The organism is Streptomyces sp. NBC_01549 (assembly GCF_026339955.1).
GTDB lineage: Bacteria > Actinomycetota > Actinomycetes > Streptomycetales > Streptomycetaceae > Streptomyces.
In genome coordinates this window covers 628,692-654,635 of the sequence record NZ_JAPEPW010000004.1, presented here as the reverse complement: position 1 = coordinate 654,635, position 25,944 = coordinate 628,692, and the positions used below count along the sequence as shown (strand labels likewise).

At 67.7% G+C, this 25,944-nt stretch carries 25 protein-coding genes and 7 pseudogenes; 14 read left to right on the top strand and 18 right to left on the bottom strand.

Going from position 1 to position 25,944, the window contains the following annotated elements; all coding sequences use genetic code 11:
- Positions 1 to 9 precede the first annotated feature (9 nt).
- Positions 10 to 309: pseudogene (locus OG819_RS53855) on the top strand (transposase); the annotation flags it as partial.
- A gap of 326 nt (positions 310 to 635) precedes the next feature.
- On the opposite strand, the gene OG819_RS53850 reads toward OG819_RS53855, so the two are convergent.
- Both OG819_RS53850 and OG819_RS53845 read right to left on the bottom strand, forming a co-directional pair.
- Positions 636 to 1,028, bottom strand: a complete 393-nt coding sequence (locus OG819_RS53850) for a GntR family transcriptional regulator (protein WP_266635799.1) — start codon at positions 1,026 to 1,028, stop codon at positions 636 to 638.
- A gap of 2 nt (positions 1,029 to 1,030) precedes the next feature.
- Positions 1,031 to 1,975: a DUF1648 domain-containing protein gene (locus OG819_RS53845; protein ID WP_266657228.1), complete on the bottom strand. Its 945-nt coding sequence runs from the start codon at positions 1,973 to 1,975 to the stop codon at positions 1,031 to 1,033.
- 310 nt (positions 1,976 to 2,285) lie between these two features.
- Here OG819_RS53845 and OG819_RS53840 point away from each other — a divergent pair.
- Positions 2,286 to 2,463, top strand: a pseudogene (locus OG819_RS53840) (transposase); the annotation flags it as partial.
- A 185-nt stretch (positions 2,464 to 2,648) separates the two neighbouring features.
- Here OG819_RS53840 and OG819_RS53835 read toward each other — a convergent pair.
- Positions 2,649 to 3,584 carry a LysR family transcriptional regulator gene (locus OG819_RS53835; protein WP_266635803.1) on the bottom strand — a complete coding sequence of 312 codons (936 nt, stop codon included), beginning with the start codon at positions 3,582 to 3,584 and terminating at the stop codon, positions 2,649 to 2,651.
- A gap of 140 nt (positions 3,585 to 3,724) precedes the next feature.
- Here OG819_RS53835 and OG819_RS53830 point away from each other — a divergent pair, with 140 nt between their 5' ends.
- Positions 3,725 to 4,969: an MFS transporter gene (locus tag OG819_RS53830; protein ID WP_266657226.1), complete on the top strand. Its 1,245-nt coding sequence runs from the start codon at positions 3,725 to 3,727 to the stop codon at positions 4,967 to 4,969.
- A gap of 100 nt (positions 4,970 to 5,069) precedes the next feature.
- The gene (locus tag OG819_RS53825; protein WP_266635807.1) at positions 5,070 to 5,669 is read left to right on the top strand and encodes a cysteine hydrolase family protein; all 600 of its coding nucleotides are present in this window, start codon (positions 5,070 to 5,072) and stop codon (positions 5,667 to 5,669) included.
- 246 nt (positions 5,670 to 5,915) lie between these two features.
- Here OG819_RS53825 and ltrA read toward each other — a convergent pair whose 3' ends face one another.
- Positions 5,916 to 7,172: a group II intron reverse transcriptase/maturase gene (gene ltrA, locus OG819_RS53820; protein WP_266649880.1), complete on the bottom strand. Its 1,257-nt coding sequence runs from the start codon at positions 7,170 to 7,172 to the stop codon at positions 5,916 to 5,918.
- Positions 7,173 to 8,764: 1,592 nt separating this feature from the next.
- On the opposite strand from ltrA, the gene OG819_RS53815 reads away from it, so the two are divergent.
- Entirely contained in the window at positions 8,765 to 9,295 is a 531-nt protein-coding gene (locus tag OG819_RS53815; protein ID WP_266657224.1) for a hypothetical protein, read from the top strand.
- Here OG819_RS53815 and OG819_RS53810 read toward each other — a convergent pair.
- The gene (locus tag OG819_RS53810) at positions 9,247 to 9,783 is read right to left on the bottom strand and encodes a 2'-5' RNA ligase family protein (protein WP_266635812.1); all 537 of its coding nucleotides are present in this window, start codon (positions 9,781 to 9,783) and stop codon (positions 9,247 to 9,249) included. The two genes, OG819_RS53815 and OG819_RS53810, sit on opposite strands and share 49 nt — an antisense overlap.
- Positions 9,784 to 9,941: 158 nt before the next feature.
- Between OG819_RS53810 and OG819_RS53805 the strand changes: the two genes are divergently transcribed.
- A complete protein-coding gene (locus OG819_RS53805; RefSeq protein ID WP_266635814.1) occupies positions 9,942 to 10,355 on the top strand; it encodes a YrdB family protein in 414 nt (137 codons plus the stop codon).
- Between the two features lie 122 nt (positions 10,356 to 10,477).
- Here OG819_RS53805 and OG819_RS53800 read toward each other — a convergent pair whose 3' ends face one another.
- Positions 10,478 to 10,906, bottom strand: a complete 429-nt coding sequence (locus tag OG819_RS53800; RefSeq protein WP_266657222.1) for a DUF4240 domain-containing protein — start codon at positions 10,904 to 10,906, stop codon at positions 10,478 to 10,480.
- A gap of 406 nt (positions 10,907 to 11,312) precedes the next feature.
- Entirely contained in the window at positions 11,313 to 12,200 is an 888-nt protein-coding gene (locus tag OG819_RS53790; RefSeq protein ID WP_266657218.1) for an NAD(P)H-binding protein, read from the bottom strand.
- Between the two features lie 63 nt (positions 12,201 to 12,263).
- Between OG819_RS53790 and OG819_RS53785 the strand changes: the two are divergent.
- The 4 genes and pseudogenes from OG819_RS53785 to OG819_RS53770 form a co-directional block, all read left to right on the top strand.
- A pseudogene (locus tag OG819_RS53785) lies at positions 12,264 to 12,429 on the top strand (TetR family transcriptional regulator); the annotation flags it as partial.
- 548 nt (positions 12,430 to 12,977) lie between these two features.
- Positions 12,978 to 13,142, top strand: a pseudogene (locus OG819_RS53780) (SAM-dependent methyltransferase); the annotation flags it as partial.
- 399 nt (positions 13,143 to 13,541) lie between these two features.
- Positions 13,542 to 15,023 carry an IS1182 family transposase gene (locus tag OG819_RS53775; protein WP_266652810.1) on the top strand — a complete coding sequence of 494 codons (1,482 nt, stop codon included), beginning with the start codon at positions 13,542 to 13,544 and terminating at the stop codon, positions 15,021 to 15,023.
- Positions 15,024 to 15,278: 255 nt separating this feature from the next.
- A complete protein-coding gene (locus OG819_RS53770) occupies positions 15,279 to 15,623 on the top strand; it encodes a hypothetical protein (RefSeq protein WP_266657216.1) in 345 nt (114 codons plus the stop codon).
- 374 nt (positions 15,624 to 15,997) lie between these two features.
- Here the strand turns inward: OG819_RS53770 and OG819_RS53765 are convergent, their stop codons facing one another.
- On the bottom strand, positions 15,998 to 17,023 hold the full coding sequence (locus OG819_RS53765) for a PIN domain-containing protein (RefSeq protein ID WP_266657214.1): 1,026 nt from the start codon (positions 17,021 to 17,023) through the stop codon (positions 15,998 to 16,000).
- A 188-nt stretch (positions 17,024 to 17,211) separates the two neighbouring features.
- Between OG819_RS53765 and OG819_RS53760 the strand changes: the two genes are divergently transcribed.
- A complete protein-coding gene (locus OG819_RS53760) occupies positions 17,212 to 17,712 on the top strand; it encodes a hypothetical protein (RefSeq protein ID WP_266657208.1) in 501 nt (166 codons plus the stop codon).
- On the opposite strand, the gene OG819_RS53755 is transcribed toward OG819_RS53760, so the two are convergent.
- The 8 genes from OG819_RS53755 to OG819_RS53720 all read right to left on the bottom strand — a co-directional run bounded on the left by OG819_RS53755 (position 17,627) and on the right by OG819_RS53720 (position 22,970).
- Positions 17,627 to 18,586, bottom strand: a complete 960-nt coding sequence (locus tag OG819_RS53755; protein WP_266657206.1) for an IS5 family transposase — start codon at positions 18,584 to 18,586, stop codon at positions 17,627 to 17,629. The two genes, OG819_RS53760 and OG819_RS53755, sit on opposite strands and share 86 nt — an antisense overlap.
- 40 nt (positions 18,587 to 18,626) lie before the next feature.
- Positions 18,627 to 19,367 (bottom strand): caspase family protein, encoded by a 741-nt coding sequence (locus tag OG819_RS53750; protein WP_266657204.1) that lies wholly within the window; start codon positions 19,365 to 19,367, stop codon positions 18,627 to 18,629.
- Between the two features lie 5 nt (positions 19,368 to 19,372).
- The gene (locus tag OG819_RS53745; RefSeq protein ID WP_266657202.1) at positions 19,373 to 19,753 is read right to left on the bottom strand and encodes a hypothetical protein; all 381 of its coding nucleotides are present in this window, start codon (positions 19,751 to 19,753) and stop codon (positions 19,373 to 19,375) included.
- 540 nt (positions 19,754 to 20,293) lie between these two features.
- Complete coding sequence (locus OG819_RS53740) at positions 20,294 to 21,298, bottom strand: HEAT repeat domain-containing protein (protein WP_266635829.1); 1,005 nt, start codon at positions 21,296 to 21,298, stop codon at positions 20,294 to 20,296.
- A 398-nt stretch (positions 21,299 to 21,696) separates the two neighbouring features.
- Positions 21,697 to 22,263, bottom strand: coding sequence for a dihydrofolate reductase family protein (locus OG819_RS53735; protein WP_266635831.1), 567 nt, complete (start codon positions 22,261 to 22,263; stop codon positions 21,697 to 21,699).
- Positions 22,264 to 22,319: 56 nt separating this feature from the next.
- Positions 22,320 to 22,514, bottom strand: coding sequence for a hypothetical protein (locus OG819_RS53730; RefSeq protein ID WP_266657200.1), 195 nt, complete (start codon positions 22,512 to 22,514; stop codon positions 22,320 to 22,322).
- A gap of 43 nt (positions 22,515 to 22,557) precedes the next feature.
- Positions 22,558 to 22,698: a hypothetical protein gene (locus OG819_RS53725; protein WP_266635833.1), complete on the bottom strand. Its 141-nt coding sequence runs from the start codon at positions 22,696 to 22,698 to the stop codon at positions 22,558 to 22,560.
- A complete protein-coding gene (locus OG819_RS53720) occupies positions 22,695 to 22,970 on the bottom strand; it encodes a hypothetical protein (protein ID WP_266657198.1) in 276 nt (91 codons plus the stop codon). The genes OG819_RS53725 and OG819_RS53720 overlap by 4 nt, the downstream gene beginning before the upstream one ends.
- Before the next feature lie 105 nt (positions 22,971 to 23,075).
- On the opposite strand from OG819_RS53720, the gene OG819_RS53715 reads away from it, so the two are divergent.
- Both OG819_RS53715 and OG819_RS53710 read left to right on the top strand, forming a co-directional pair.
- Positions 23,076 to 23,636, top strand: coding sequence for a hypothetical protein (locus tag OG819_RS53715; RefSeq protein WP_266657461.1), 561 nt, complete (start codon positions 23,076 to 23,078; stop codon positions 23,634 to 23,636).
- A gap of 135 nt (positions 23,637 to 23,771) precedes the next feature.
- Positions 23,772 to 23,939, top strand: a pseudogene (locus OG819_RS53710) (Tn3 family transposase); the annotation flags it as partial.
- Between the two features lie 100 nt (positions 23,940 to 24,039).
- On the opposite strand, the gene OG819_RS53705 reads toward OG819_RS53710, so the two are convergent.
- A complete protein-coding gene (locus OG819_RS53705; RefSeq protein ID WP_266657196.1) occupies positions 24,040 to 25,125 on the bottom strand; it encodes a helix-turn-helix domain-containing protein in 1,086 nt (361 codons plus the stop codon).
- A 99-nt stretch (positions 25,126 to 25,224) separates the two neighbouring features.
- Here OG819_RS53705 and OG819_RS53700 point away from each other — a divergent pair.
- Positions 25,225 to 25,485: pseudogene (locus OG819_RS53700) on the top strand (MFS transporter); the annotation flags it as partial.
- Between the two features lie 96 nt (positions 25,486 to 25,581).
- Here the strand turns inward: OG819_RS53700 and OG819_RS53695 are convergent.
- Positions 25,582 to 25,769: pseudogene (locus OG819_RS53695) on the bottom strand (IS5/IS1182 family transposase); the annotation flags it as partial.
- Positions 25,770 to 25,944 lie beyond the last annotated feature (175 nt).

Here is a 25,944-nt window from a genome sequence, read left to right as displayed (position 1 = left end):
GGCATCTACGCCACCCACAAGACTCCCGCCATCAAGAAGTGGCTGCTGGCCCACCCCCGGTTCCACCTGCACTTCACACCGACTGGCTCGTCCTGGCTGAACCTCGTCGAGCGATGGTTCGCCGAACTGACCAACAAACAGATACGGCGAGGCGTTCACCGGTCCGTCCAAGCCCTGGAGAAGGACATCCGCAACTGGATCGCCGCATGGAACACCGACCCGAAGCCCTACGTCTGGACGAAGACCACAGACGAGATCCTCGAACGCCTCGCCAGCTATCTGAACAGGATTCCTGACTCAGGAGACTAGGTCGAAGACCAGATCGCATCGCGAAGCGACGGCGCTCTGTCGCATCGCCAGGTGCCGGAGTGCCAAGGGCTCATTCAGCCCACATCCCGAGCCGCTCGGCCAGGAAGGCGATGATCTCGTTCCGGGCCTGCATGGTGGGGTGACCGGGCCGCGATCACGCTCATGACCAGGCGCATCACCCGCAGGCAGTCCCGCCGGACAGGGCAGCCCACATCCTGCGAGGGCGACAGGGACTGACGGTCGCCCGGACCACCGACACCCAGCCCTCGCAGCGCTCCCGGCCCCTCAACTCTCCAACGGGAGGCAGAAACCCAAGCCGGAGGCGTTCAGTCTCCAGGGGCCGGTGGCGTGGTGACGAGTTCGCTGGCCAGGCAGTTGTCAACCATGGCCAGGAGCTCCTGGTCCGTGAGACCGAGCTCGCGCGCCTGGGTGATGAGGCCGTGCACGGCCTCAGTGAGCCGGGCCTGGTCCGCGACGCCGGGCGCCGCGGTGATCACCGCGCCCCGGCCACGGCGCAGCTCGATCAAGCCCTCGTCACGCAGTCGCTGGTAACCGCGCAGAACCGTGTGCACGTTGACGCCCAGCGACTCGGCGACCTGGCGGCCAGGCGGCAGTCGCTCACCGGGAGCCGCCGTGCCGTTGGCGATTGCCCCCCGTACACATGCGGCGATCTGCTCGCCCAGCGGCACGGGAGAGCCGGAAAGCACCCGAAACAGCATCCCTACTCACGCTCCACGTGACGATTGACCAAGCCGTTGAGCAGCGCGGCCGCGGTAGTCGAGTCGTCGACGGTGACCACGTATTCGCGTTTCCCCACCGTGCGGACCGAGAGCGCCTCCCCCGAGCGCAACACCACGCCCCGCCGGTTCGGGCGTATCCGATAGCCCCAGCCGCCGAAGTCCCCCATGGCGTTGATCTGGATGCTGCTGGCACTGACGATGCTGCCGAGCGGCAGGGCCAGCCGGGGCCTGGGCAAGACCGTCGAGGCAACCGTGAGTCCGCGCCGGTCGACGGTAACCCGGACACCGACGAACGGTGCGCAGGTCATGCCAAGGACGAGCGACAGCAGTCCTGCCTGCCACGGACCGAGCGCCACGACGAACAGCCCGCTTAGCGTGACGGCGCCGGCCGGTACCAGCAGTGCGCGGGAGATCATGGTGCGGCTCCAGACCGCAGCCTCGCCCTCGGCCAGCGGCAGCGAGGGGGTCGGTGGCGCGGGCGCGGGGCGCTGCCCGGCTCTCATCAGCCACCAGGCCAGCGCGCCGGTAGCCACGCCCGCGAGCAGCAGCACGGCCACATGCCACATCGGCAGTTGCACATCAGCCGGGTCCTGGACGTCCGTGTTGACAAGGACGGTGAGGATCAACGCATAGCCGAGCGTGACGGCAGTGCCAGCGCCGACTGCCGCGGTCAGCCTCGACCCCGAACTCTCCTTGGAGACCAGGGTCAGGACGGTGAACAGCAGTCCGAGACCGAGGAGCAAACCACCGCCGAACCACAGTGCGGCGGTCCGGCTCGTGAAGCCGTCAGCCCCGCCATCCCCCGAGAAATGGGTGGCGATCCGCCCGGGCAGCCGGTCGTAGCTTGCCAGAAAGATACCGATGTAGGCGACAGTAGCGATGCCGAACGGAACGGCCGCCAGGGCGCACCTGCGAGTGGCGGTCACCGACTCCCTCACATCATTGTTCTCATTCAAGTAGAACAATGACACCCTACTTCAACAGAGAGTTCAGAAACAGGCACTAAGAGGTCGTTTTCACCTTAGTTGCTAAGGTATCGACTATCTTGCGAGTCGTGGGGATTCGATGCCGGTGAGGCTGTCGGTGGGGTGGAGGCCCGTGAGTTGGACGGTGTGACGCCTGGGGTGGGACGCGGCTTGTGCCTGTCTCATTCCTAGACGTCCTGGTCCAGGCCGTGCTTCCACGACTGAAGTCGCACGCCTGGGCGCACTCGGCTCGGGACGGTATGCCCAGGTCATGACTGAGCGACGTTCGTATCCGAGTGATCTGTCCGATGCCTGCTGGGAGTTGATCGAGCCGGTTCTGAGGGCCTGGCGCTTCGAGCGTCGCGGGCCGGGACCTGGACTTCGGAAGTCCGCCCGAGCATGAACTGCGCGAGATCATGAACGCGATCCTCTATGTGGACCGCACCGGGAGACCCTCCCGGATGTGGACCGCACAGGAAGACCCTCCCGGCCCGTTCCGAAGCCATGATCCACCTGGCCATGACCGACCTGATGGCCCGCCGCCTCACCGGCGAAGCCACCATCTCCTGGCGCGACCCGACATCACCGGATCAAATCCGCATCACGGGATGAAACAACGGGAGAAAACGACCTCTCAGCGCGGAATCACCCAGCCCGGCCTCCAGGTCCCGGCGGCATTGTGGTCAGCCGCTGTGGCGGCGAGGTGGGCGCGGAGGGTGGCCAGCGCCGGGTGGGGGTTGTCGCGGTGCCAGAGGAGCGCGTGCGGGTAGACGGGTGTCGGGTCGGTCACCGGGATGCGGCGCAGGCCATGGCCGGCGGGCCAGACGAGGCGGGTCTGCTCGGTCGTGAAGGTGGCCAGGGTCGGGGTGTCGGCGACGGTGTCGAGGAGCGCGTCGGAGCCGAAGTTGGGGCCGGTTGCCTCGATGGTGAGGCCGAACTCGGCGACGAGGGCGTCGTAGTAGGCGGCCCACTCGGTTCCGGGAACGATGCCAGGCATCCAGATCCGGTGGCCGGCGAGCTGGGCGACGGTCACCGACCGGGCGCGGGCCAGCGCGTGGGCGGGTCCAGTGAGGAGCTGGTGCGGCTCGTCGAGCACCCGGACGGACTCGATGTCCTCGGGGAGGGGCCGGCCGGGCATGGCGACGGCACGGAAGGAGGCGTCGATCGCACCGGACCGGATGGCGGCGACGGCCGTCTCGACGTCGAACAGCATCACCACGTCGAGGTCGATCTCGGGGTGCGCGTGGTGGAAGCCGCGCATCAGGCCCGATGGCGCGACGCGCGAGGCGATCACGTCGACGCGCAGAGGACGGCGGCCGGTGCGCACGGAGGCGACCGCGCGTTCCCCGACGCGCAGCAGCTCGCGCGCGTGGGGCAGGAACGCCTGCCCGTCGATGGTCGGCTCGGCGCCGCGCGGCGTGCGGGTGAACAGCCGCACGCCGAGGTCGCGCTCCAGCGCAGCCATGCGCTTGGAGACAGCCTGCTGGGTGATCGACAGGTCGGCGGCGGCTTTCTGAAACTGGCCCGCTTCCGCGACGGTGACGAAGGTACGTACTGCTTCGAGATCCACGCCGACCCACCTTAGCGAACAACGGATGGTTGTGGATATCTGGCATGACAGTTGTTTGACCTGCTGTTCTCCAGCCCGCTTAGCTCTCACAGGTCAACGTCAGTTTGTTCGTGTGGTTCGCCAAGGGGAGCGCGCTGAGCATGATGGGCAGGAGACCGTTGGGCCGGCAGTTCGGCTGGCTGTGGGCGGCATACGCGGTGAGCGCGTACGGGTCCGGGCTGGGATTCGGGGCATTGCCGCTGATCGCCGTGCTGGCGTTGCATGCCGGCCCCGCTGAGGTGTCCGCGCTGCCCGCGGTGGGGCCTGCGATGGGCGCGCTGATCGCGGTGCCACTCGCGCCATGGGTGGAGTTCCGGCGCAAGCGCCCGGTCATGATCACGATGGACCTGACCCGGTTTGCGGCCATGGCGACGATCCCCGTCGCCTACGCCTTCGGTCGGCTGAGTTTCGTCCAGCTGCTTGTGATCTCGGCCGTGGTCGCCGCAGCCAAGATCGCGTTCAACGCGGCCAGCGGCGCCTACCTCAAGGCCCTCGTCCGGCCGGACGACCTGCTCGTCGCCAACGCGCGGTTCGAGTCCACGAACTGGAGCTCCATCGCGGTCGGGCCACCTCTGGGCGGGGCGGCGATCGGTCTGTTCGGGCCGGTCACCACCGTGGTGGCCGACGCGCTCAGCTACCTGTTCTCTGCACTGGGCATCACCGCGATTCGCGGCCGAGAAGAAGCGCCGCGAACAACCGATAAGAGCTCGGTCCGGGCGGGCGCGGTGCTTGACGGCTGGCGACACATCCTGCGCCATCCCGGTTTGCGGGCGCTCTACCTCAACCAAGTGCTCGTCGGCGGTCTGATCATGGCCACCGAGCCGCTGCTGGCCGTGCTACTCCTTCGCCAGCTCGGGTTCCCACCTTGGCAGTATGGCCTCGCCTTCGCCGCCCCCTGCGTCGGCGGTCTCATCGGCTCCCGACTGGCCCGCCGTGTCGTGGCCCGCTTCGGCCGGCACTGGGTCTTCCGGACCGTCGGCACCCTGCGCGCCATCTGGCTGATCGGCCTGGCCTTCGTCCGTCCCGGCATCATCGGCCTCGTCACCGTGATAGCCGTCGAACTGGCGATCATCATCAACATGAGCCTGTACACCCCGGTGCTCGCCACCTACCGGCTCGAACACACCCCCAAACATCTCGTCGCCCGCACCCTGTCGGCCTGGTCGATCGGCCAGCAGGCATCCATCGCCATCCTCACCGCGCTCGCCGGGCTGCTCGCCGACGTCACCAGCCCACGCACCGCTCTCACGGTCGCGGGACTGCTCATCCTGACCACCCCGCTCCTGCTTCCCCGCGACGACCACACGCCGCAGCACGAGCCGGAACTGGCTCATAGCCAGTCATGACACACCGCAACTCGCCGCTGAAGCCCCGCAGGCCGCAGCTGGTCCGCCGATACGCGTCCGCCTCGACCAGGCGCACATCACCCGCCAGGAGAACACTCACGTGAGCACTGCCCCCGCACTTGACCCCGCGCACACCGCACTTCTCGTCATGGACTACCAACCCGCGATCCTGGCCGTTCTGCCCGAAGACGGAAACCGCAAAGCCCTGCTCGATCGCGTGGAAGGGGCCATCGCCGACGTTCGCACAAACGGCGGCACCATCGCCTACGTACGCGTCGGCTTCACCGACGCCGACTGGGATGCGATCCCGGCCGCCAACAAGTCCTTCGCCCCGCTGGCCCAACACCGCGTCATGCACCACGAGGACCCTGCCACCGCCATCCACGAGCGCCTGGCTCCCCAGGACGGCGACATCACCGTGCGCAAAATCCGCTACGGCGGCATGTCCACCACCGACCTCGACCAGCAACTGCGCGAGCGCGGCATCACCACTCTGGTCGTCTCCGGCATCAGCACCAGCGGCGCCGTCCTGTCCACCGTCATCGACGCGGCTGACCGCGACTACCAGCTCTACGTCCTGTCCGACGGCGTCGCCGACCCAGACACCGAAGTCCACAACGGCCTGCTCCACAAAGTCTTCCCCTCACGGGCCCACATCATCGACACTGCTGAGCTGCACGCCCTGCTCCGGACTGACTGACCCGAACCACGAGCCGATCCCACCTGCGGTCGCCGCACCCACCCGTGTGGCGGCCCGCCCGCACCCCCGTGCCGGACCAGCAGCAGCCCGGAGCGCTCACCAGCCGCCTACCGCACCCGCCGCCACGCTCTCCGCCGACGTGATGGCTCCCAGCACCCTACGAGCCGGTAGCGAGTAGCCGGGAGGGATCTCACCTCCCGGCTCTCTCAGAACCGTGCGTGAACCTCTCGATTCACACGGCTCCCATCACCCGGTCGTTCGAGGCCGGAGGAGTTTCCAGTGGGCGAAGAGCCCCGGGTAGAGCTTGGCGGTCTTCTCCAAGCCCTGCCATGCCCGGCTCCGGCGACGCCGGAGCCGCTTGTACTTCTGCACGGCCCATCGCATCAGATACTGATCGATGCCCTTCAGGCTCGGGACCAACGCGGACGGATAGAACCGCCCGTAGTAGCTGATCCATCCCCGCACGACGGGATTGATCTCCCGTGCAAGGTCTGCCAGGGACGACCCACTGCGCAAGTGCAGCCGCCATCGGCGGATCTGTGCCCGGATGCGCTTGGCCGCCTCGTCGCTGATCGCCGGGTTGAAGCCGAAGAAGTAACTCCCCGTCCTCGACCGGACTTTCCGCGAGCGGAACGTGTACCCGAGGAAGGTGAACGAGACGTGCTCGTACGAACCACGCCTCTTGCCATCCTTGCAGTACACGATGCGGGTCTTGTCGGGATGCAGCCGCAAGCCCCCGCACTCGGCCAGCCGCTGGCCGATCGCCTGACGCACCTGGTGCGCCTCGGCCTCGGTGCGGCAGTGAACCACCATGTCGTCGCAGTAGCGCTCGAACCGGACACCCGGGAAGACCCGATCCATCCAGGTGTCGAACGCGTAGTGCATGAACAGGTTCGCCAACAGGGGCGAGATCGCCGAGCCCTGGGGACTCCCACGATCCCGCGCGACCAGTTCGCCACTCTTGTGCCGCAGCGGAGCCTTCAGCCAGCGCTCCACATACAGCAGAATCCACCGCTGGTCGGTGTGGTGGGCCACCGCCTTGAGGACCAGGTCGTGGTCGAGGTTGTCGAAGAACCCCTGGATGTCGATATCGACCGTCCAGTTCGTCCTCCAGCACCGCTCCCGACAGGCCGCGACCGCGTCCAGCGCGCTTCTGCGCGGCCGGTATCCATAAGAATCGGGGTGGAACATCGGTTCCACCTCCGGCTCCAGGACCATGGCCGCCGCAGTCTGCGCGATTCTGTCCGCGACCGTCGGCACCCCGAGAACCCTGACCTTGCCCGATCCCCCAGACTTGGGGATCTCCACCATCCGCACCGGCGGCGGGAAGTAGCTGCCCGACGACAGGCGATTCCACAGTTTGTAGAGGTTGCCCCGCAGGTCAGCCTCAAACCGCTCGATCGACTCGCCATCAACCCCGGCCGCTCCCCCGTTCGCCTTGACCCTGAGATACGCCTCCCAGACCACATGCTTCGAAATCTCGAACGACTTCAGCCCACTCATCCGGCTCCTCCCGGGAACTCCGGTTGACCGCCAAGCAGACCTGGATGATCCGTCCCCTTCGCTCCACCCGCATTACCGGGCTTCGTCACTACTACGAGACGGTCTGCCCCCGTGCCCCGCGTCAGTACTCCGCCCCTTGCGGTGTTGGCCGCTTGGGGATCTCCCTCTCGGCGCCGGCCCCACGGGCCGGCAGCAGTATCGGGGCGACAGGTTCTCACGTTCCATGCAAGAGCCCAGGTCAGGCTCGCGCCGCCTACATGCCGGACGCCATCCGGGCAGTCAGCAGGCTCCCCCCGGACTTGTCCCAGAGCCCTGGTCTCGCCCTGGTTTCGACGCCACTGGAATTTGTTACGACACGTCATCAGCGGTTCGCTCCCGCTCGCCTTCCTGACCCACACCTGACGCGATCAGGTCGCGCCTTTTCCCGCAGCGCTCACCACGAACGGCACTTAACCGACGCAGCCTGCGGTGGTTTGAAGCCTCCCCCTGCAGGGCGACCCCGGAGGACCTACCTCCATCTCCTGCACAGCACCGCTTCCAGAAGCTCCTACATCGACGCCTCCTTCAGCGTTCGTGACACACGACCAGTGCAAACGTCACCGCACGGACGGCCCGGCGGTGATGGCTAACCGCACGGGGTTCACATCTCTTCGACCGCGTCCGGTCGCGCAGCGGATGCAGGCCGCCGGGCAGATCGGGGGCCGGCGCCGCGCTCGGGGCCTGGTCCTGCCGTGGCCAATGCGCGGGGCACCTTCCGCGTCGGCGGACTGCTGCCCCGGGGCCTGCGTCGTGCTCCTTGGCGGGCGGCACTGCCCGGGAAGCCGCTTCAACGGTCCCGCAGCCAGCTCTCGGTTGACGAGCCGCATTGACGAGACTGGCCTTACGTCCCTTAGCCAGCCAGCCAAGACCATCTGACCTGGGCAGATACCCTCGGGATCTAGATAAGGACCGTCACCAGACCAAAAGAAATGGCGCCACTCCACAGCGGTCGGGGCATCACAGACCTCCACGACAACCCCGCGCCCCACCAGCCCATGAGCCCCCAGAGCGGCCCACTTCCCGACGACGCCAACGCGCTCCGCGGCGTCTCCCAGCACGCCTCCGACCCTCACCGGAAGACTGCACGTTGCCGGAGTGGTGACGCATGCCTGTGGAGTCACGTACAGCTGTGCGGCGCAGCCGCCGCCCCCGCGGCTGCGGAGGTGCCAGCGCGGGGTGAGGTCTGTGTAGAGGCCGCCGGGCGTCTGGATTCGTGCGGTGATGTTCGCCTGGTGTTTTCCGGGGGCCAAGTTCTTGAAGCGGACGGATCCTGCGTTCCAGGAGGAGATGGTGGGCGACCCGGTGAATTGGCAGGTGGCCTGGGCGAAGGGGAAGGACTCGGTGGTGTGGAAGCGGATGTCCACGTCGTCCTTCTGGCCGCCGCCGTCCAGGTCTGCGACGGAGACGGTGTCGATGATCGTGTCGATTCCTACGGTCAACCGTGTGGGGCTGAGCGTTGTGCCCGAGGGGCCGGAGGCCTGGATCCATCCAACTCGGAGAGGAGACGCGGGCTGAGACGCACTCGCCCAGGCGCCGTCGTGTCGGTCTGGCATGTGTCTCATGAGACACGTCAAAGTCTGGAGAACGACGGCCACAGGACCGTGCTGTGGCGGACCGAGGACGGTGTCCGGCTGCAGTCCAGAACCGGCCGCGACGTCACCGCGCTCTGGAGGGACCTGGCGGTTGCCGCCATGCGCCTGCCTCCCGGCGTGATCCTGGACGGCGAGGCGGTGGTGTACGTCGCCGACAACGACGGCAGCGCGCAAATCAGCTTCGAGGCGGCGCAGTCCGGCGCACTCTCCGGGCCGCGCCGGGCCCGGGAGCTCGCCGCCCGGCACCCCGCGACGTACGTGGCCTTCGACGCCCTGGCCCATCCCGGGGCGGGCACCCCTGACCTGCGGCCGCGTCCATACGTGGAGCGCCGTCAAGCCCTCCTGGACGTGCTCGCCCACGTCGGCCCGCCGATCGAGCCAGTGTGGTCGACCACCTACCAAGGCCCAGCAGAGCGGCCGCTGACCGATGACCAACAGAGGGATCACCGGAGCGCGAACGACGCTCGCTGCTGCCACCTTGTTCCGTCGTGAACCATCAGATCGACCGACGACACACGGCCAGTGACGGGAAGCCGGCTGCGAAGGTCGGTCTCGGCCTCCTCCAGCACGGCATCGTCTTGCCCCTGGGCGATGGTCAGATGCGGGACGACCTCGTCGAACTGCCCGCCGAACGGCGGGGTCTCCGGCCACCGGTCCGCGATCGCCTCGGTGAGCCGACGGAACGGGATGTCCGGTTCGGGGACGAGATACAAGATCCCCGGGAATCGACCGCAGTGCTCGAACCGGGCCTCGAAGGGCCGGTGACGCCCGATCACTTCTCCGATGGCAGCGCAAGCACCGTCGTCGATGCGGCTCTCGTCGAGAAACGGGAAGAGGATGGTGACATGGGCCGGAACACCCGCACGGGCTGAGGGGTCCAGCCGGTCACGCCACGCTCGAACAGCAGGTTCTGCCTCGGGGACCCTCACGATGAGTCCCGACTGCCCTGCCTGAAACGCACCGGAGTCGTCGCCTGCCATCGCACATCTGTATCAGCAAGCCCAGAACGACAGCGACCCGATTACGATCGAGTGATGGCGCTCGTTGAAAGCTCAGGGCTCTGTCCGCAGTTCCATGATTGCCGCGCCTACGCTCTGACCGCGGTGTCATGCTGGGACACGGAGCAGCGGGAGGGAACATGGCGGGGGGCAGTCGTGGTGCAGCCGGGCTCGATGCGCGGCCCTGGTATGCCGCGAATGAAGCCGTGGCGTTTCTGCTGGAACTTGCCGCGCTGGGCTTTCTGGGCTGGTGGGGATTCGGTGCGGGGCATGAGGGTGCCCTCCGGATCCTGCTAGGCGTGGGGACACCCCTGTTAGCCGTCGTGGTCTGGGGGCTGTTCGCGGCACCCCGGGCGCGGTGGCGACCGCGGCTTGTGCTCGTCCTGGTGGTGAAGGCGCTGGTGCTCGGTGGTGGCGCCGCCGCTCTGTACGGAGTGGGGCACCCCGTCGTGGCAGGCGCCATGGCGGTCATGACGGCTGCCAATATCACGGTCGCCGAGACTTTCCGCATCCCCCTGTCGACCGGCGCCAAATCGACTGCACGGACCGGGTAGGCGCGACTGACAACCAGGACCGGTTCACGCAACTGCGGCCAGAGCCTTGAAAGGATCAGGCACATATTCCGTGAGGACAATCAAGGTGGTTCGACTTCGTCATCAAAAGTGAGAGACGGCGTTCAGCCAGTCCAGCCCGCGGTGTTCGAGTACGACTCATAGGAGTAGCGGGTGTTGCGGTCCCATTTCTCGCCGGTGATGCGTTCGTATGCATGGTCCGGTGTGTAGAGCAGATTCTCGGCCCAGATGTCGCCGGTGGCGTACGGGACAAAATCCGCAGGGTCTCGCATGACGCTTTCGAACGCGGTGCGGCCAGCGGCAACGACCGCGCAGCGTGTGTAGAGGAAGGCGTCGCCGGACAGGCCCTCTCCATGTTCCTTGCGGTCCAGACGGTAGAGCGTCCACGAAAGCTGTTCGGCGAAGCCGGTGACCACGAACAGTGGGGACCGGGCAAGGCGGTCGGTCAATTCAGCTGTGAGCCGTTCGGCGTCAGGGTGCGGTCCCGTGGGTCTGCAGTCTTCGATGAGCTGCCAGAAGGCGTCTTCGTTCATGCCGGTGAGCATGACGCACCGGTCTGACACTCGGCTGCGGTGTCCTCCTGTTTCCTGCTGCCGTCAGGAGGACACGTTTGCGGAGCAAGGGGAGCTTGGCTCGTCCCAACATCTGGCGTTTGATCATCTTGATGTGATTGACACGGCCTTCCACCGGACCGGAGTTCCAGCAGGTGGTCAGGCCCTGAACGACAGCGTCCGGGCTCTGTCCCCGAGTGGTGGACACCTCTGAGCCCGGCCCCGGCAGGGGCCGGGTAGGAGGGATCTCTTATGGTGATGAAGGTCTACTCGCCCGAGTTCAAGGCGGACGCCGTCGCGCTGTACCTGTCGGACCCGAGCCACACCTTGGCGGGGGCCGGGGCGACGGCGGACTGAGGGGCGGGGGCACAGGTCGCGGTCGACGAGGTTACGAACCCTCCGAACCCTCCGTGAACGCGGTGACGTGGTCGGCGGCCCACTGGCGAAACGTTCGCGGCGCCGTCCCGAGGATGTCGGCCACCGCAGTGGTGATGTACGCGGGCTGTCCGACCGCCGCGCTCCACGCGGCGAGCAGCATGTCGACGACCGAGCTGGGCGCCGTACCCTCCGACAGGCTTCGGAACTCGTCCGGCGTCATCTCCTCGAATGCGATCAGGCGCTCCAGGGCGTCACCGATGACGTCCACCTGCGCGGCTTGGGTCAGCGATTCGGGGCCCGTAAGGACGTAGTCGCCTCCGGCGTATCCGTCCTGATAGAGCGTCCGCGCCGCGACGGCTGCGACGTCGCGGTCGTCGACCGGTGCCGTCTCGGCAGCGCCGTAAGGCCACTGGACGACCTCGCCGGCCTGGATCGCGGGCGCCCACCAGGCCAGCGAGTTCGACGCGAACATCCCCGGCCGGATGATCGTCGACTCGAGTCCGGTGGCCGCGATGAGCCGCTCGATGTCGGCGTGCAGCATCGCCATGGGATTGGGCTGCTGGAAGAAGGGGTGCGGCGTCTGGTGCGGGGAGGAGAGGAAGACGACCCGCCGCACGTGGGCTGCCAGCCGCTCGACGACTGCCGCGGCGGTCTGAGGCGGGGCGGTCCAGACGAGGAAGACCGCACCGGCGCCATTCAATGCCGGGTCGAGCGACTCGGGCACGGTGAGGTCGCCGGTGAAGACCTCGACCTTCGCCGGCAGCGTTGCCGCCGCCTCGGAGCGATGGGTGAGGGCGCGGACCGGCACGCCCGCGTCGAGGAGTTGGTCGATGACTGCGCGGCCGACCCGGCCCGTCGCCCCGGTTACGAGCACGGGAGGAGTGTCTGTCTGATTCATACCACCCATGGAAACGTTACTCAGTTAAAAAAGCAACCCGGTCATGAACGTTACGGTGGTCAGATGAGCGAGTCGACGGGACTGCGGGCCCCGCAAGAAGGAGCGGACGCGCGACGCCATCAGCGGCGCGGCCGTCTCGCTGTTCCTGGAGCGCGGCTTCGACCGCGTCTCGGTCAACGACATCGCCGCGGCGGCCGAGATCTCCAAGCCGACCCTCTTCCGGTACTTCAGAAGATCGCCGACGGTCGAACCGCCCAGGACGTCCACCCCGAGGCCGTAGCCGATGCCGACCAGGCATTCAACCAACTGCAGTGGCAGGCGACGCTCCCGGTCGAGGAAGGCTCCGCGGCCCGGTGCACGCGTTTCCACGGGCCCGGTCAGGCCGCTTCTGTGGATGCTGGGGGCACCGCCTCGTCGGAGACAGGTCGCCGGCATGGTTCCGATCCGGTAGTCACGGAAGGTGAGGGGGCGCGGCCAGATAGCTCCCTGTCAGGTGGCCGCCGGTGGGGAATCTGAACTGGCCACTGACATTAAGATCCCTCCGACACTCGCGGACGGTCGTCGCCGGAGCGCCGTCATGGATGATGGCGCAGAACGGGCAGTTGGGCCGGGGGTGTTTGCGGGGGACCGGCGGCCAGTCGATGTGGTGGTGTGTGACCGCGACAGCAGCGCCGGCCTCTTTCATGCGACGGCTGATCGCGTCGGCAATGGCCGGGGCACTTCTCCGGACTAAGAAAGTGATCACGTGGGCTGCGGGGCCTCACTAGAGTCGCCCGCATGCCTGATCTCTCCTACCTCGCCGCCGTCCGAGAGTCGTACGACACTGTCGCCTCCGACTACTTCGAACAGGTCAAGCCTCCGGCGGAGCTGGATCCGCTGTCACGAGGGATGCTGAACGTCTTTGCAGAGGTGGTGCGAACGGCCGGCCTCGGACCGGTTGCGCGCACCTACAGCGGGGGCTGGGCCTTCCCCGCTCGGCAGTACAACGGCGTCAGGTGGGCCTTCTACGGGGGCTACATCCGCGCGGTGTCCCTCGACTGGTTCGAGGAGAGGTTGCGTCAGATCGCCCAGATCCCGGCCTCCTACCAGGATGACGAGTACGACGAGAGGCCCCGGGGGCTGTTTCTGGTCAGCCACGACGTCGACGGCATGAGCGAGTGGAGGGTCCACAACGGCGGCCTAGTGATCGGCCTCCCGGATGGGGATTACCACTACCTCGACGCCTAGCTAGATCACGAAGTCGCACTGGAGTAACTAGGAGCGTGTCTCAGTAACGGACACCCCGCTTGCGGTTCGTGATCATTCATGCGGGATGATCTCGGTATGCGTGATCGGGATGGTCTGTTCGAGATCGAGCCGGGTGAGAAGGAGCAGCCGCAGGGTCGTCCGGCGGCGGTGGACAAGACGTTCCGGGCGTTCGACCCGCACCAGGTCCTGCTGCTGCCGCCGTCGCTGGACGACTGGCTGCCCGAGGATCACCTGGCCCGGTTCGTTGCCGACCTGGTCGACGAGGTGCTCGACCTGTCGCCGATCCTGGCGGACTACACCGAAAAGCGCGGCTACCCGCCCTACGATCCGCGGCTGATGGTGCGGCTGCTGATCTACGGCTACACCACCGGGGTGCGCTCCTCGCGGGCGATCACGCGTAAGTGTGTCGATGACGTCGCGTTCCGGTTCCTGGCCGCCGACCAGGCTCCGGACTTCCGCTCGATCGCCCGGTTCCGCCGCCGCCACCTGGACGCGCTCGCCGGCCTGTTCCTGCAGTCGCTGCACCTGGCGCGGAAGCTGGACATGGTCAAGATGGGCCGCGTCGCGCTGGACGGCACCAAGCTGGAGGCCAGCGCATCCAAGCACAAGGCGATGAGCTACGGCCGCCTGATCGGCAAGGAAGAGCAGATCGAAGCCGAGATCGCCGCCCTGGAGGCCACGGCCCGGTCCCTGCTGGACGACGCCGAAGCAGTCGATACCGCCGAAGATGCCCGGTTCGGCGTGGACGGCAAAGAGGCCGACCTGCCCGCCGAGCTGGACCGGCGCGAGAAGCGCCTGGCCAGGCTGCAGGCCGCCCGCGCGCAGATCGAGACCGAGGCCGCCGACAAGGCCCGCGCTCACGCCGAAGACAAGGAACGCCGCCGTCAGGAACGCGCCGGGACCAGCGACGAGCGGGCCGTCACCGACGCGGGCGAGCAGGCAGCAGCCAAGGCCCGGCCCAAGCCCAAGGCCCAGGCCAACTTCACCGACCCCGACTCGCGGATCATGAAGAACAGCGACGGCGCCTACATCCAGGCCTACAACGCCCAGGCCGTCGTCGATGAAGAGCACCAGGTCATCACGGCCGCCGACATCACCACCAACGCCTCGGACGCGCTGAACTACACCCCGATGCTCGACCAGTCCGCGCAGAACACCGGCGTCCACCCGGGGCAGGCCCTCGTCGATGCCGGCTACTGCTCCGAGACCAACCTGCAGGCCTCCAAAGAGCGCCAACTCGCCTGCGGCACCGATACGTTCATGGCCACCGGCCGACTCGGCCACGACGAACAGGTCCCGCCCGCACCCCGCGGACGCATCCCCGCCAGCGCCACCCTCAAGGAGCGCATGGCCCGCACACTGCGGACGAAGCCCGGCAAGGCCGCCTACAGCCGCCGCAAAGCGATCGTCGAACCCGTCTTCGGCCAGATCATGACCTGCCAGAACGGCCGCCAACTCCTCCTCCGCGGCGAGGACGGAGCCCGCGGCGAGTGGCGACTGCTGGCCGCCTGCCACAACCTCCGCAAGATCTTCCGACACGCCGGAACCGCAGGACTCGCCGTCCTGGCCGGCTGACCATCCGGCCACACCGGCCTCAGCGGGCCGAAATCCCCCTCCGACCGACCCGCTCATCGGCCCCACAGGCGCTGACCGAGCGACCACGACCGATCCCGCCCATCACGACCTCCCGGCCAGTTGCCCGTTACTCAGACACGCTCCTAGCTAGACCACGATACCTCGCTATCTGTGGCCACCCTGTCGGGAGTCGGCAGGCTTCAGCCTTGCAGCGGCCGACAGTTGGTTCTGACCCCGGATGGAGGCATCCTCAGCATGAGTAGCACCGAGCCTGTGGGACTACTGCAAGTGGAGATCATGTACGAGCGGCCCTCGGCGCATAGGGTGGTCTGTCACGCCCGCTGCATCAGTCTGGGGCGGAGCGTCTTCCCGGGCGATTCGGTGCTCCCGGTGGACAGCCCACCGGATGACGGGACTCCCCCGGCCCGGGTACTCCGGATGTACCGAGAGCCATTCGGAGAGTTCACCGAGATGACCCCCGGCTGGAGCACCGTCGTCGAACTCGAGGGCATGGACCTGTCCTGGGTGCAGCCCATGGCGAAGCTCCGAGTGGTCCCGCCGGCAACCGGCGCGGATCAGGAACAGGAACAGGCGGGCTGAGCGCCGTCCTCAGCGGCATCCGACCAGAACCTGTGCGGCAGTGATCGGCCCGACGCCAGACATCTCCAGGAGCTGGGAGCCAGCCGGCGGACGAGGCCGAGGATCTCTCCTTCGAGGTCCTCAGCCTCACCTTGCACGGACTGACGAGATCGCCATCACCGGAAATGAGCCCTCGAGGCACTGCCCGCCTTGGGCGCAGGTCAGTACGGCAACTGGCGTGGGACCACACGAGCTTCCCAAGCTGGCTGCGTAGATGAGAACCAAGATCTGTGCCAGAGCCGTTTCCAAGAATCCCCATCAGCTGCGGTGCGGCCACGTCGCTAACTACCGTCAGGTGGCGTCTAGCGCAGTGTTACTGCCGTGGTCCTCGTTTCTCAACTGACCGTAGGAGCCTCGGCTTCGGCCTGTCGGGCGCGCCGCTGCGCGCGGACGCCAGTGCCAGACCCGTCCGGGGCCGACCAGTCCGGCTCGTCCCCGGGGTCCTTCGTCACCACTTTGGACACCTGCAGCCCGGCGGCCCGGCCCCGGGTGTGCTGACTCGTATCGCACGTCAGCAACCGAACGTCGCGGCCAGCCAGGCCCTGGATGGCCACCGTCCGGTCAATGATCTCGACATCGGGGCGGTCCAGGCGCACGTGGCCGGGAGGATCGAGGACGATCTCCACGTTGACCCTGCCGCAGGTCTCGCCGTCCTGAACGGTGTGCTCCCCCTCATGCAGGACCCCGTGGCTGCCGCCGTTGAGGACCCCGTCGAGGAGACCGAGCGTGTGGGCGGCACGCCAGCGGGCCCGCTGCTTGCTGGCGTCCTTGAGGTCGTCCAGCTCGTCGACCACCACGATCGGGAACAGCAGGCGCACGAACTGCCAGCGCGGCACGTCGAGCACCTCGTGCAAGTCGACGTCGGCCAGCTTCACCTCGTTCTGGATGTAGAAGCTGGAGTCGGCCACGACGAACACCTCCCGCTGGCTCCACCGGCCGATCCGCGTGTCCAGCGCGGCCACGGCCGCCTCGAACGCCTCGATCCGTTCGGCGACCTCAAGTTGGACCAGGCCGTTCACGAGGCGCTCCTGGGCGGTCCCGGCGAGCGTGCCACAGCTGCCCAGCAGCGCCCGGTAGCGGTCGGTGAACACGAGCTGGTCGAGGTCCCGGTCGTGCCACAACTGCCGTGCTCGCCGCGCGACTTCGCGGTCACCGTCCGCGATGAGCCCGAGCAGCGCCGCCTGCGCCGTGTCCCGGGTCGGCTCGCGTACGCTGCCGAGCAGCTGCTCCACGAGATGGAGGGAGCCAATGCGTTTCCAGGGCTGGGAGTCGACCACGGCGGATCGCATCTCGGCGAGGCGGTCGACGTCGGCGTGGCGTGGGCTTCGTGCCAGGTAGATCGTGCCCTGGGCGCTGTCCACGCTGAGCGTCGGGGTCTGGCCGGCGATGCGCTGCCGTACCTGCTCGTGGACGTAGTCGTAGAGCTCGTCGACTGAGAGGGCTTCTCGAAACCGAGTGTGGTGGCTGAGTTTGTGCTGTTCAGGCGTGATGCCGGGGCGGGTGAGGTAGGTCCGGTGCGTCCGTGGAGGTGGCGTGCTGGAGGTGTGTGATGGCGTCGGTGTTGGGGCGGCTGGAGGAGCGGGAACGTGCGGCCCGGCAGCGGGTGGAGGAGTTGCAGGCCGAACTGGAGGCGGCGCAGTCGGAGTGGGACGAGTGGCTGATCGCCCGCAGGCGAGTCGGCGAGGTGTGGGACGCGGGTGAGACCGCAGGCCAGGAGGCTGTGGCGGGGAAGACGCCGGAGGAGAACAAGGCCAGGACGCCGTCGGCGGTGAAGCCCGGGTCGCTGGTTCCGGTTTGGCGAGAGGGGTTGTCGGCCGAGGTGCTGGCGCCGGAATATCAGCAGGTCATGGGCCTGCTGGCCGAACGCCGCGTCACCGGCGGTCAGCCACTGAACTGCCGTGAGATCACTGCCTTGTTGGGGTTGGATGTGGTTCCGGCGAAGATCGAGGGCGTGCGGTGCAGGCTCAAGCGACTCGTTGCGCGGGGATGGGCGCACGAGCCGGCACCGGGCCGGTTCGCCTGCGGTGATGGCCGAGACGGCGGGTCATGACCATGGTCATCGACCACAGGATCATCGCTTCCGACGACGCGGGCAGCCGCTCGTAGTCGCGGGCGAGGCGCCGGGAGCGGGTGAGCCAGGCGAAGGTCCGCTCGACGATCCACCTTTTGGGCAGCACGACGAAGCCTTTGTGGTCGTCGCTGCGGCGGATGACGGTCAGTATCAGGTTCAAGGCGGTCGCGCACCAGCCCACGAGCATGCCGGTGTATCCGCTGTCCGCCCACACGCGTCTGAGCCGGTGATGCCGTGTGGTGGCCTGGGCCAGGAGGTTCTGGGCGGCGTCCCGGTCCCCCGTCGAGGCGGGGGTGACCATGACCGCGAGGATCAGGCCGAGGGTGTCCACCACGATGTGCCGCTTGCGCCCTTTGATCTTCTTCCCGCCGTCATAGCCGCTGGTCGCGGCCTCGACGGTGGATGTGCCTTTCGCGGACTGCGAGTCGATCACTCCTGCCGTCGGCTCCGCCTCCCGGCCCTCCGCTTCACGGGTCGCGGTGCGGAGCCGGTCGTGGAACTCGCCGATCAGCCCCTGCTTGCGCCAGCGGGTGAAGAACCGGTGCACCGCCTTCCACGGCGGGTAATCGGCAGGCAGCGCAGGCCACTTCACGCCGTTGTCCACCACGTACCGGATCGCGTCGAGTATGTCTCGGTGGCAGTACTCCTCCGGCCGGCCACCCCGGCCCTCGGCCCACGCGGGCTTCGGGATCATGTCGCGGACCGCCGCCCACTCCGCGTCCCTCATGTCGGTCGGATAGCCGTGCCCGCCGGACGGATTGTCCGCGGCGTTGCCGTACGTGTGGGCGAAGCAGTCGCACGCCCGGGTGTCCCAAATGGACTCTTTCGCAGCAGACAGATACAACTGCGGCAACAGGGCCTCCCGGTGAGCAGTGGCGTAGACACCCTCTGTGCTACCGAGAGGCCCTGCCTTCATGCCCCCACGCGGCCACAATCACCTGAACAGCACACCCGTACGGAACCCCCAACCCAACACTCGGTTTCGAGAAGCCCTCTGAGACCAGGCCATCGCCGTCCAGGTCGGCCGAGCCGTCCCGCAAGCCGTTCACCACGGCCGAGGTGAAGACGGAGGGCTGGGCCGGAGTCCGGCTGTAGCGGACGTCCTGTTCGCCCTCGTGGGCGTACTGGAGAGCCGTTGACGCGGTGAGGACGACCCGGCCGTTGCCCGCGAAGGGCTCGGCGATGTCGACGATGGGCGCCCCGGCGTCGCGGCGCAGCGCGTTCATAGTGAACGCTCCGCTGTAGCAGCAGTCGAGCATGACGACGATGCGCCGGGAGCGGCTCTCGCTCATCCATGTACCGATCGTGTCCGCGGAGATCGCTGTGGAGCCGGGGTAGTCGCGTTCGGTGTCGCACATGACGAAGTACAGGCGGTTTCGGAGGTCCTTCCAGCCGTGCAGTGGCAGGTGCAGCAAGAGCAGGTCGTCGGAACTGGCCTGGGTGAAGAAGGATTCGAGCGCCCGCATGGCCGGGCGCTGTTCGACGTCAACCAGTGTGTCGACCGAGAAGTCGCCGACGGCCGGGTCGCCGAGTACGTTCGCCAGCTCCGCCGCGTCCGCTGCGGCTGCTGGAAGCGCGGCGAAGTGGTCGTCGTCGTAGCGGCTGTTGGCAATGATCAGGGCGCGACTTGCCACGGTATTCACTCCCCGTGGCGTCGGAGGAACTCCTCCAGGGCTCGCTGCCGCATCTCGTCGGAGGTCGCGGTGAGTTCGATCTCGTCGTCGCCGATCTTCAGACGGATTGTGCCGGACCGCTGCCGGTTCAGCCAGTCCTGTACGAGGCCGACGAGCACCGGGAGCAGTGCGCCGCTGCCGCCGAGGCCGATCAGCAGCGCGCCCAGTTCGACGGCATCCCCGCTGCGGGTACCCGAGGGCGCCGGGGCGCGGGAGACGCGGTTGATGCTAGTAAGGTCGATCTGTTGCAACTCGGCAAGCAGGTACTGGAGTTGCTCTTCGGTGTACTCCGGGTCCCCCTCCCCTGTGTCGAGCACCAGCTCGACCGGTATCCGCTTTACCGCCACGACGCCTCCCCGTTCAAGCGAGCAAGGCAGCAAATTTAACGCCCTGCAGGGGCATTGCGAGGAATTGACGGGCACACAGGAACCTCAGCCGGTACGGCCTACCAGTTCCCAGCGCGTTCGCCTCGCACGTCTAACTTCGCTGGCAAGGAAGCCCGAGCGACTGGATTCGTTGTCAAACGCCCGATTGGATGACAAAGGACAACTGCTGTCCCCTGTCATCCTGTAGGGTCTCGCGGCTGATGTCGTAATCTCACGGGCCGTGTCGTACCGATGTCGTATACGACATCACCGTGAGACTAGCGCTGTCCTGTCGCACTGAAACTGTCGGGTTCTCACCGCTTCTCGTTCGCCCTGTCGGATTCTCACTGCGCCGCGTGCTGAGCGACGGTGTTTGCCCCGTACGTGGGGTTTGATCTCATTTCTCTGGTCCAGTTCTCGCTGTACCTGTCACGGTCGTTCTCGGCAGGTACGCGGAGCCGGGACCACAGCGGACTGCGGACAGGTCTTGTTCTTGGACCAGATCAGCCGATGTCCGTGTGATCAGAGCAGGGCTCGGATGGCGTCGCGCTGCTCCGGCAGGCCGGCTTCCCTGAGCCAGCGGAATTTGTTGCCAATGCTTCCCCAGCAATTGTCGTTGGCGGTGATGGCTTGCAGAAGCTCTCGTTGCGTGGCCGACAGCGGCAGGCCAGGGCTGTAGCCGGTGGGGAAGGCTTTGACGAGCAGCGGACCCCAGTCGCGGTCGACGGTGTAGTCGCTGGCGAGCGGTATCAGGGCCATGGCCGCCGGGGCTAGGTCCTCGAAGGCGCCGACGCGGTCAAGGACGGCCTTCAGAAGGGTGAAGCGGAGCCAGCCGTCGATCTGGGGGAGGGGGTCGGGGAACCAGTGGTCTGCCTCGGCCGGGCTTTGCAGGGCTTCGAGCAGGACGGCGGTGGCTCGTGGCATGTGCTCGCATCCGGTGGCCAGAGCGGCGCAGGCGCGCACGGCTGGATCGGGATCGTCGAGGAGGCCGGTGGTGTCCTGGCCCCAGGCGCCCATCGCCAGAGCTGCGGAGGAGCGTTCTCGGCGGCCTCCGTCTGCTGCGAGAACGTTGCGCAGGCGGTGGGCGGCGCGGGGGACGAGCTCAGCGAGGTCGGGTGCCTTCAGAAGCAGGGTGACCGTTCCGAGGGCTGCCTCTCGGATGTCCGGATGCGGATCGTCGAGGAACGGTTCGACCGCGTCGTAGAGCTCGCGTCGGATACTCCGGCATGCGTGGATCGCTTCAAGCTCGTCTTCGTCCTCGCCGTCGTACTCATCCCCGTACTCGTCCTCGCTGCCGGGGTCTTCGCCGTAGGAGGCCGAGTCGGCGATCTGGCCGAGCCAGTCGAGTAGTGCGGCACGCAGGGGCCGGGTCCGGTCATCCCAGGGGAAGAAGCTCTCGTGCTCGGCCAAAGTCTGGGGATGGGTCAGGATCGCTGCGACGAACAGTGCGGCCGGCGGGGTGGAACTGTACAGGGATCCTTGATGCAGCACGGACATATCGAGCATTCCCAGTGCCTCGGCCTGCACCTCGGGATCCTCGTTCAGGAGTTGACACAGGTACGGCGGGGTGTCCTCGGCACTCCCATATGCATGCTGCAAGGCGCCCCATTCAGTTGCGATGAGCAGCTCCCTGGCCGCCGAAGGCAGTCCAGACCAGATGGGGACGCCACGTTCCTCGTTTCGATTCGTCACATGCACACCCTGCCGAACAGCACTGACAACCGGTTGCACCGGGGTGCCGGGGTCCCTGCAGGCATGTCTCACCTGCTGCCGCCTTTGGGCGGTTCTGTGAACACCCTCCACGAAAGCCAGGTCGTTTGAGAACCCCGAGCCCCCTCTTCTCAAACGGCCTGGCATCCCAGCAGGTCAACGGCTCGCCATCTGACAGATGCAATTCGACAGGACTAGCGCGTGGGTGCTGCTGCTCAGCGCCTCGTCTCGTACCTGGTCAGGACCACGCCGCCGGGAAACGTCCGCGTCTCCACCAGGTTCAGGTTCGCCCAGCTGTCCAGCGCGGTGAAGAACGGCGTGCCGCTGCCCACCAGGACCGGATAGGCGGCGATCGCGTACTCGTCGATCAGCCCGGCGCGCATGGCCGCCCCGGCGAGCGTTGCGCCGCCGATGTTCATTGGGCCGCCGTCCTCGGCCTTGAGCCGGGTGATCTCGGCGATCGCGTCGCCGGTGACCAGGCGGGTGTTCCAGTCGACCTTGTCGATCGTCGAGGAGAACACCACCTTCGGCGTGTCCCGCCAGTTCCGCGCGAACTCGATCTCCGCCGGGGTGGCGTTGGGCTGCTGGTCGCCGGTCGGCCAGTAGGAGCTCATCGTCTCCCACAGTTTGCGCCCATACAGCGACAGGCCACTCGCCTGCTCGTGGTCGAGCCACCACTGGAACAGCTCGTCGCTCGGCGGTCCGCTCCAGCCGATGTCGTCGCCGGCCGCGGCGATGTAGCCGTCCAGGGTCAGGTTCATGCCGTAGATCAGTTTCCGCATGGCTCAGCCTTCCGTTCGTGGGTGTCTGGCGTATAGACCAGCGCGGCGCGGGAAACTCATCGGTGCGCGATCTGGGCTCGCCGGTAGCCTTCGCGCTCGGGGCTCAGCGCGATGACGGTGAAGCTGGTCGTGCGAGTGCGGGGTGAGCAGCGCACCTGGGCCTGGCTGGCTATCGGGTGGCCCCGCGCATGGGGGGTGACCCAGACGCCAAAGACCCGCCACGGGATGATCTTGAGGGCTTGCGGACTCATCGCTCGACTTGCCCGGCCCGGGCCCTGAGCCGGGCCGGGGCGGTTACTCAGTGTCGATGTCGCGGCCATCGTCGTCGATGCGTCGGCCACGGAACCGTCGTACGGTCAGGGCACACAGGGACAATACGCAGGCGGCTGCGAGGGAGCCGAGGAACTCCGGCAGCGCGGCGGTGAGGACGGTCATGCCTCACCCCCTCGAACGACGCGCTCCCCCTGGCGACGTGCGTACTCGGAGCCCAGGCGCTTGAGCTTGCGTCGTACCCGTTCCCCGTACGCCGCTTCCTGCCCGGCGCCATCTGCGGTGTCGGCCCAACTGTCCCCAGTGCGGGCCCAGCTGAGTGCGATCTCCGTCTCCGCAGCTGGCAGTTGGCTCAGTACGGTGCCGATCCGGTCATCGATGTCTGTGTCGTTCAGCAGGGCTTCCGGGCTCCGCGCCCCGGGGAGCGCGTCAGCCAAGGTCAGACCCTCGCCGACAGGCCGGCTCAACAGTGCTGTCCGCTTGCCCTGCACCCGCCGTTCCCACAGGGGTTGCAGCCGCCGATGCTCTGTCTTGCGGTGGCGATGCAGCAGGTCGGTGACGAAGGGATCGTGCGCGCTCCCGCCAGAAGCAGCAGCCCTGAGGACTACAACGAGGGGATGACCGTCTTCCTCTGTTCCAAGTGCGGCACCGCGATCACGCGGGAGTTGGCCGAGCTTGCTGCCATCCCTGACGTCTTCGACGACGAGCGTGACCGGGACAAGGAGACACGCCGGGCACCTTCCACCGTTCCGCGAGGCCGCTACGTGATCGATCCCGAGCCCTGGGGACCTCCCTACGTCGTGCAGGACGATCAGGAGGACCCGAAGCCGGCTCAGTCGCGCGGACCTGTGGTCTGCCGGGAAGGAGGCTTCCTCATCTCGGCGGGCAGCCGACAGACAGTGCTGCTGCACCCCGACGACGCCGCCGGCCTTCAGCCACTGCCCAACTGGGAGAACGGCAACGGGTGCTGCGGACCGACAGGCGACGAGGGGCTCAACCGAGCCTGCCCCTGCGGTACTCCAGTCGCGACCCTCGCGGCCGACTGCTTCGGGCCCTACGAACTGCACCTCGACCCCGTCCGGACCTACGCGTTCTCCCAGTAGGACCGCGAAGCGCACGGGGACGACGCGACCGACACGCCCGGCGGAACACGTCCGCCCAACTCCTTCACGACTACTTTCCGTCGTGAGTTTTGGCTCGCAGGCGGACACGTCCCTGAACTGGGCTAGTTCGGATAAGACCAGATCGGCGCGCTCGGCCTGGCCCTCAACGCACTCGTGCTGTTCAACACCCGCTACATGGACGCCGCCGTCACCCAGCTCCGCGAGGACGGCTTCGATATCCGGGACGAGGACGTCGCCAGGCTGTCCCCGTTCGTACGCCACCACATCAACGTGTTCGGCCGCCGAGGACAGCAAGCGGTCGCGCCGGTACTGCACGGCGCCTGCCGAGTTGGACGATGTTGCGAAGGCGGCGGTCGCCCGTGTTCTGGCAGACCGAAGCTACTCAGCGCAGTACGGCCGCCAGCAGGTCGGCCCCCAGCGCCGTCAGATCGGGCAGATTGAGGGCGTAACGGACGTAACGACCGTGCCGCCGGGCCGTGAGCAGGCCCGCGCGGCGCAGGACAGCGAGGTGGCGGGAAACCTCCGGGGGTGAGAGTTCCCAGGCGTGGGCCAGCTCACCGGTGGTGTGCGGGCCGCGGGCCAGGGTGCGCAGCAGCCGCAGCCGTACCGGATGCGCGAGTGCCTCCAGCCGTAGCGTGACCGTTTCCAGCGACACCGGCTCCGATGGACTCGCCTCGGCCACGGGGTACTGCACCACCGGCTGCCACCCGGGCGCATAGACCGCCACCAGGTGCGGGCGGCCGAAGATGCTGGGGAGGAAGGTGACCCCGGTACCGTGCGCGGCGGTCGCATTGTCCTGCAGCTTGTCCACGATGATGCAGTCGCCGTCCGGCGCCAGGGTCACGGCGCCGGAGACCGACGCGAGCGCCGCGCCGATGCCCTGGCGCTTCAGCAGGTCGTTCTTCAGGCGCAGGTCGGTGGCGAGTTGCACGGCGACGCCCGTCCAGGCGGCGTCGAAGAAGGCCTCGGCGCACTGTTCGAGAGTGTCACGCACCCGCGCCCGCACGACGGCCGGGTCCGAGAGCAGCCGTTCCGCGAAGGCTTCTTGGAGCGCGCCGCGGGCCTGGGCCCGGTCCAGGGCCCGTTCGCGCGCCGTCGCGTCGGCGAGCGGCGACGGCGCGGCGAAGTGGACCCGGTTGCTGCCGCACGTGGTGATGAGCGCGGCGGTCACATAGGTTTCATCGTCGATCCGGTCTACATCGTCCAACTCCTCGGCGAGGGTCGGCCGGGGACGAGCGGGGACCAGGAAGTCGGCTCGTGAGGAACGCCAGAGGAACTCCGCTTCCCTGAGCCGCTCGGCCAGCTCCGGCCGCAGCCCGGCCCAGACGTCCCCGGCCCAGCCGGCGAGCTGCGGGTGATGCGCGGGTTCGGCCAGAACGTGCAGCATCGCGGTCAGCTCGGCCAGCGGGGAGGCAGCGAACCGCAGTCGCCCGGACGGCAGGCCGCCGATGTCGATCCTCAACGTCATCCCCTCATCATCGCTGGCCGGACGGCCGACGAACGCGTCGATTGACGGTGTCCGTCAACCGACATGGTCGGCTCTGCGGCCGAACGCACCGTTGACGCCATGGCAACCACCACCAAGCTCCAGCCGCGCGCCCTCGTCCGTGCCTCCGGAGGCCCCCGCTATGCCGTCGCCCTGGCCGTGGACGCGCTCGGCACCGGCCTGCTGCGGCCCTTTCTGCTGCTCTACGGGATGACCGTGCTGAGGCTGTCCGCGTCGGCCACGGGCATCGCCATGACGGTCGGCGTCGTCGTGGGTCTGGTGTGCATGCCCGCTGTCGGCCGATGGCTGGACCGGGGCGCACGCAGCACGGGTCTCGCCTCCCACGGCTCGGCTGCCCTCTGGGGCAGCCTCGCCGCTGCGACGCCCAGCTGAATCCGCCCTGGCAGCCGTGGTCGGCATGATGGAGACGGCCCTTCGGTCGGCTATGACCCGCACGTTCATGCCGTGCCTCTTGTGTTTGCCGGAGCGGAAGGGGCGGTTGGCGGCGATCCGGTCGATCGGCAGAGGGGTTCCGTCCAGGGTCAGGTACGCCTTCGTCGATGCGGCCAGTGCTGCTTCGGCGAGTGTGGGGCGAGGGCGGCCAGGAGTTCGACGGCCTCGGCGATGTTGCCAGGTGTTTCACCTGTCTGCCAGGCCAACTGCCCAGCTGGCGCAAGAGCTTGGAAAGGCGCAGAACCTGAGCCGCCGGCCGGTGTGCCCGAGCCGCTGCCTGCCGTCCGAGGTACGTACTTCCACGCGCCGGACTGCGTCTGGCCGGCGATCGTAGTGATCCAGCCGTGT

Excerpts from the sequence above, each read along its gene's own strand:
- OG819_RS53850 (WP_266635799.1), bottom strand. The coding sequence starts at position 1,028 with ATGCTGTTTCGGGTGCTTTCCGGCTCTCCCGTGCCGCTGGGCGAGCAG.
- OG819_RS53830 (WP_266657226.1), top strand. The coding sequence starts at position 3,725 with ATGATGGGCAGGAGACCGTTGGGCCGGCAGTTCGGCTGGCTGTGGGCG.
- ltrA (WP_266649880.1), bottom strand. The coding sequence starts at position 7,172 with ATGAGTGGGCTGAAGTCGTTCGAGATTTCGAAGCATGTGGTCTGGGAG.
- OG819_RS53810 (WP_266635812.1), bottom strand. The coding sequence starts at position 9,783 with ATGGCAGGCGACGACTCCGGTGCGTTTCAGGCAGGGCAGTCGGGACTC.
- OG819_RS53805 (WP_266635814.1), top strand. The coding sequence starts at position 9,942 with ATGGCGGGGGGCAGTCGTGGTGCAGCCGGGCTCGATGCGCGGCCCTGG.
- OG819_RS53800 (WP_266657222.1), bottom strand. The coding sequence starts at position 10,906 with ATGAACGAAGACGCCTTCTGGCAGCTCATCGAAGACTGCAGACCCACG.
- OG819_RS53790 (WP_266657218.1), bottom strand. The coding sequence starts at position 12,200 with ATGAATCAGACAGACACTCCTCCCGTGCTCGTAACCGGGGCGACGGGC.
- OG819_RS53770 (WP_266657216.1), top strand. The coding sequence starts at position 15,279 with ATGAGTAGCACCGAGCCTGTGGGACTACTGCAAGTGGAGATCATGTAC.
- OG819_RS53760 (WP_266657208.1), top strand. The coding sequence starts at position 17,212 with ATGGCGTCGGTGTTGGGGCGGCTGGAGGAGCGGGAACGTGCGGCCCGG.
- OG819_RS53735 (WP_266635831.1), bottom strand. The coding sequence starts at position 22,263 with ATGCGGAAACTGATCTACGGCATGAACCTGACCCTGGACGGCTACATC.
- OG819_RS53730 (WP_266657200.1), bottom strand. The coding sequence starts at position 22,514 with ATGAGTCCGCAAGCCCTCAAGATCATCCCGTGGCGGGTCTTTGGCGTC.
- OG819_RS53725 (WP_266635833.1), bottom strand. The coding sequence starts at position 22,698 with ATGACCGTCCTCACCGCCGCGCTGCCGGAGTTCCTCGGCTCCCTCGCA.
- OG819_RS53715 (WP_266657461.1), top strand. The coding sequence starts at position 23,076 with ATGCAGCAGGTCGGTGACGAAGGGATCGTGCGCGCTCCCGCCAGAAGC.
- OG819_RS53705 (WP_266657196.1), bottom strand. The coding sequence starts at position 25,125 with ATGACGTTGAGGATCGACATCGGCGGCCTGCCGTCCGGGCGACTGCGG.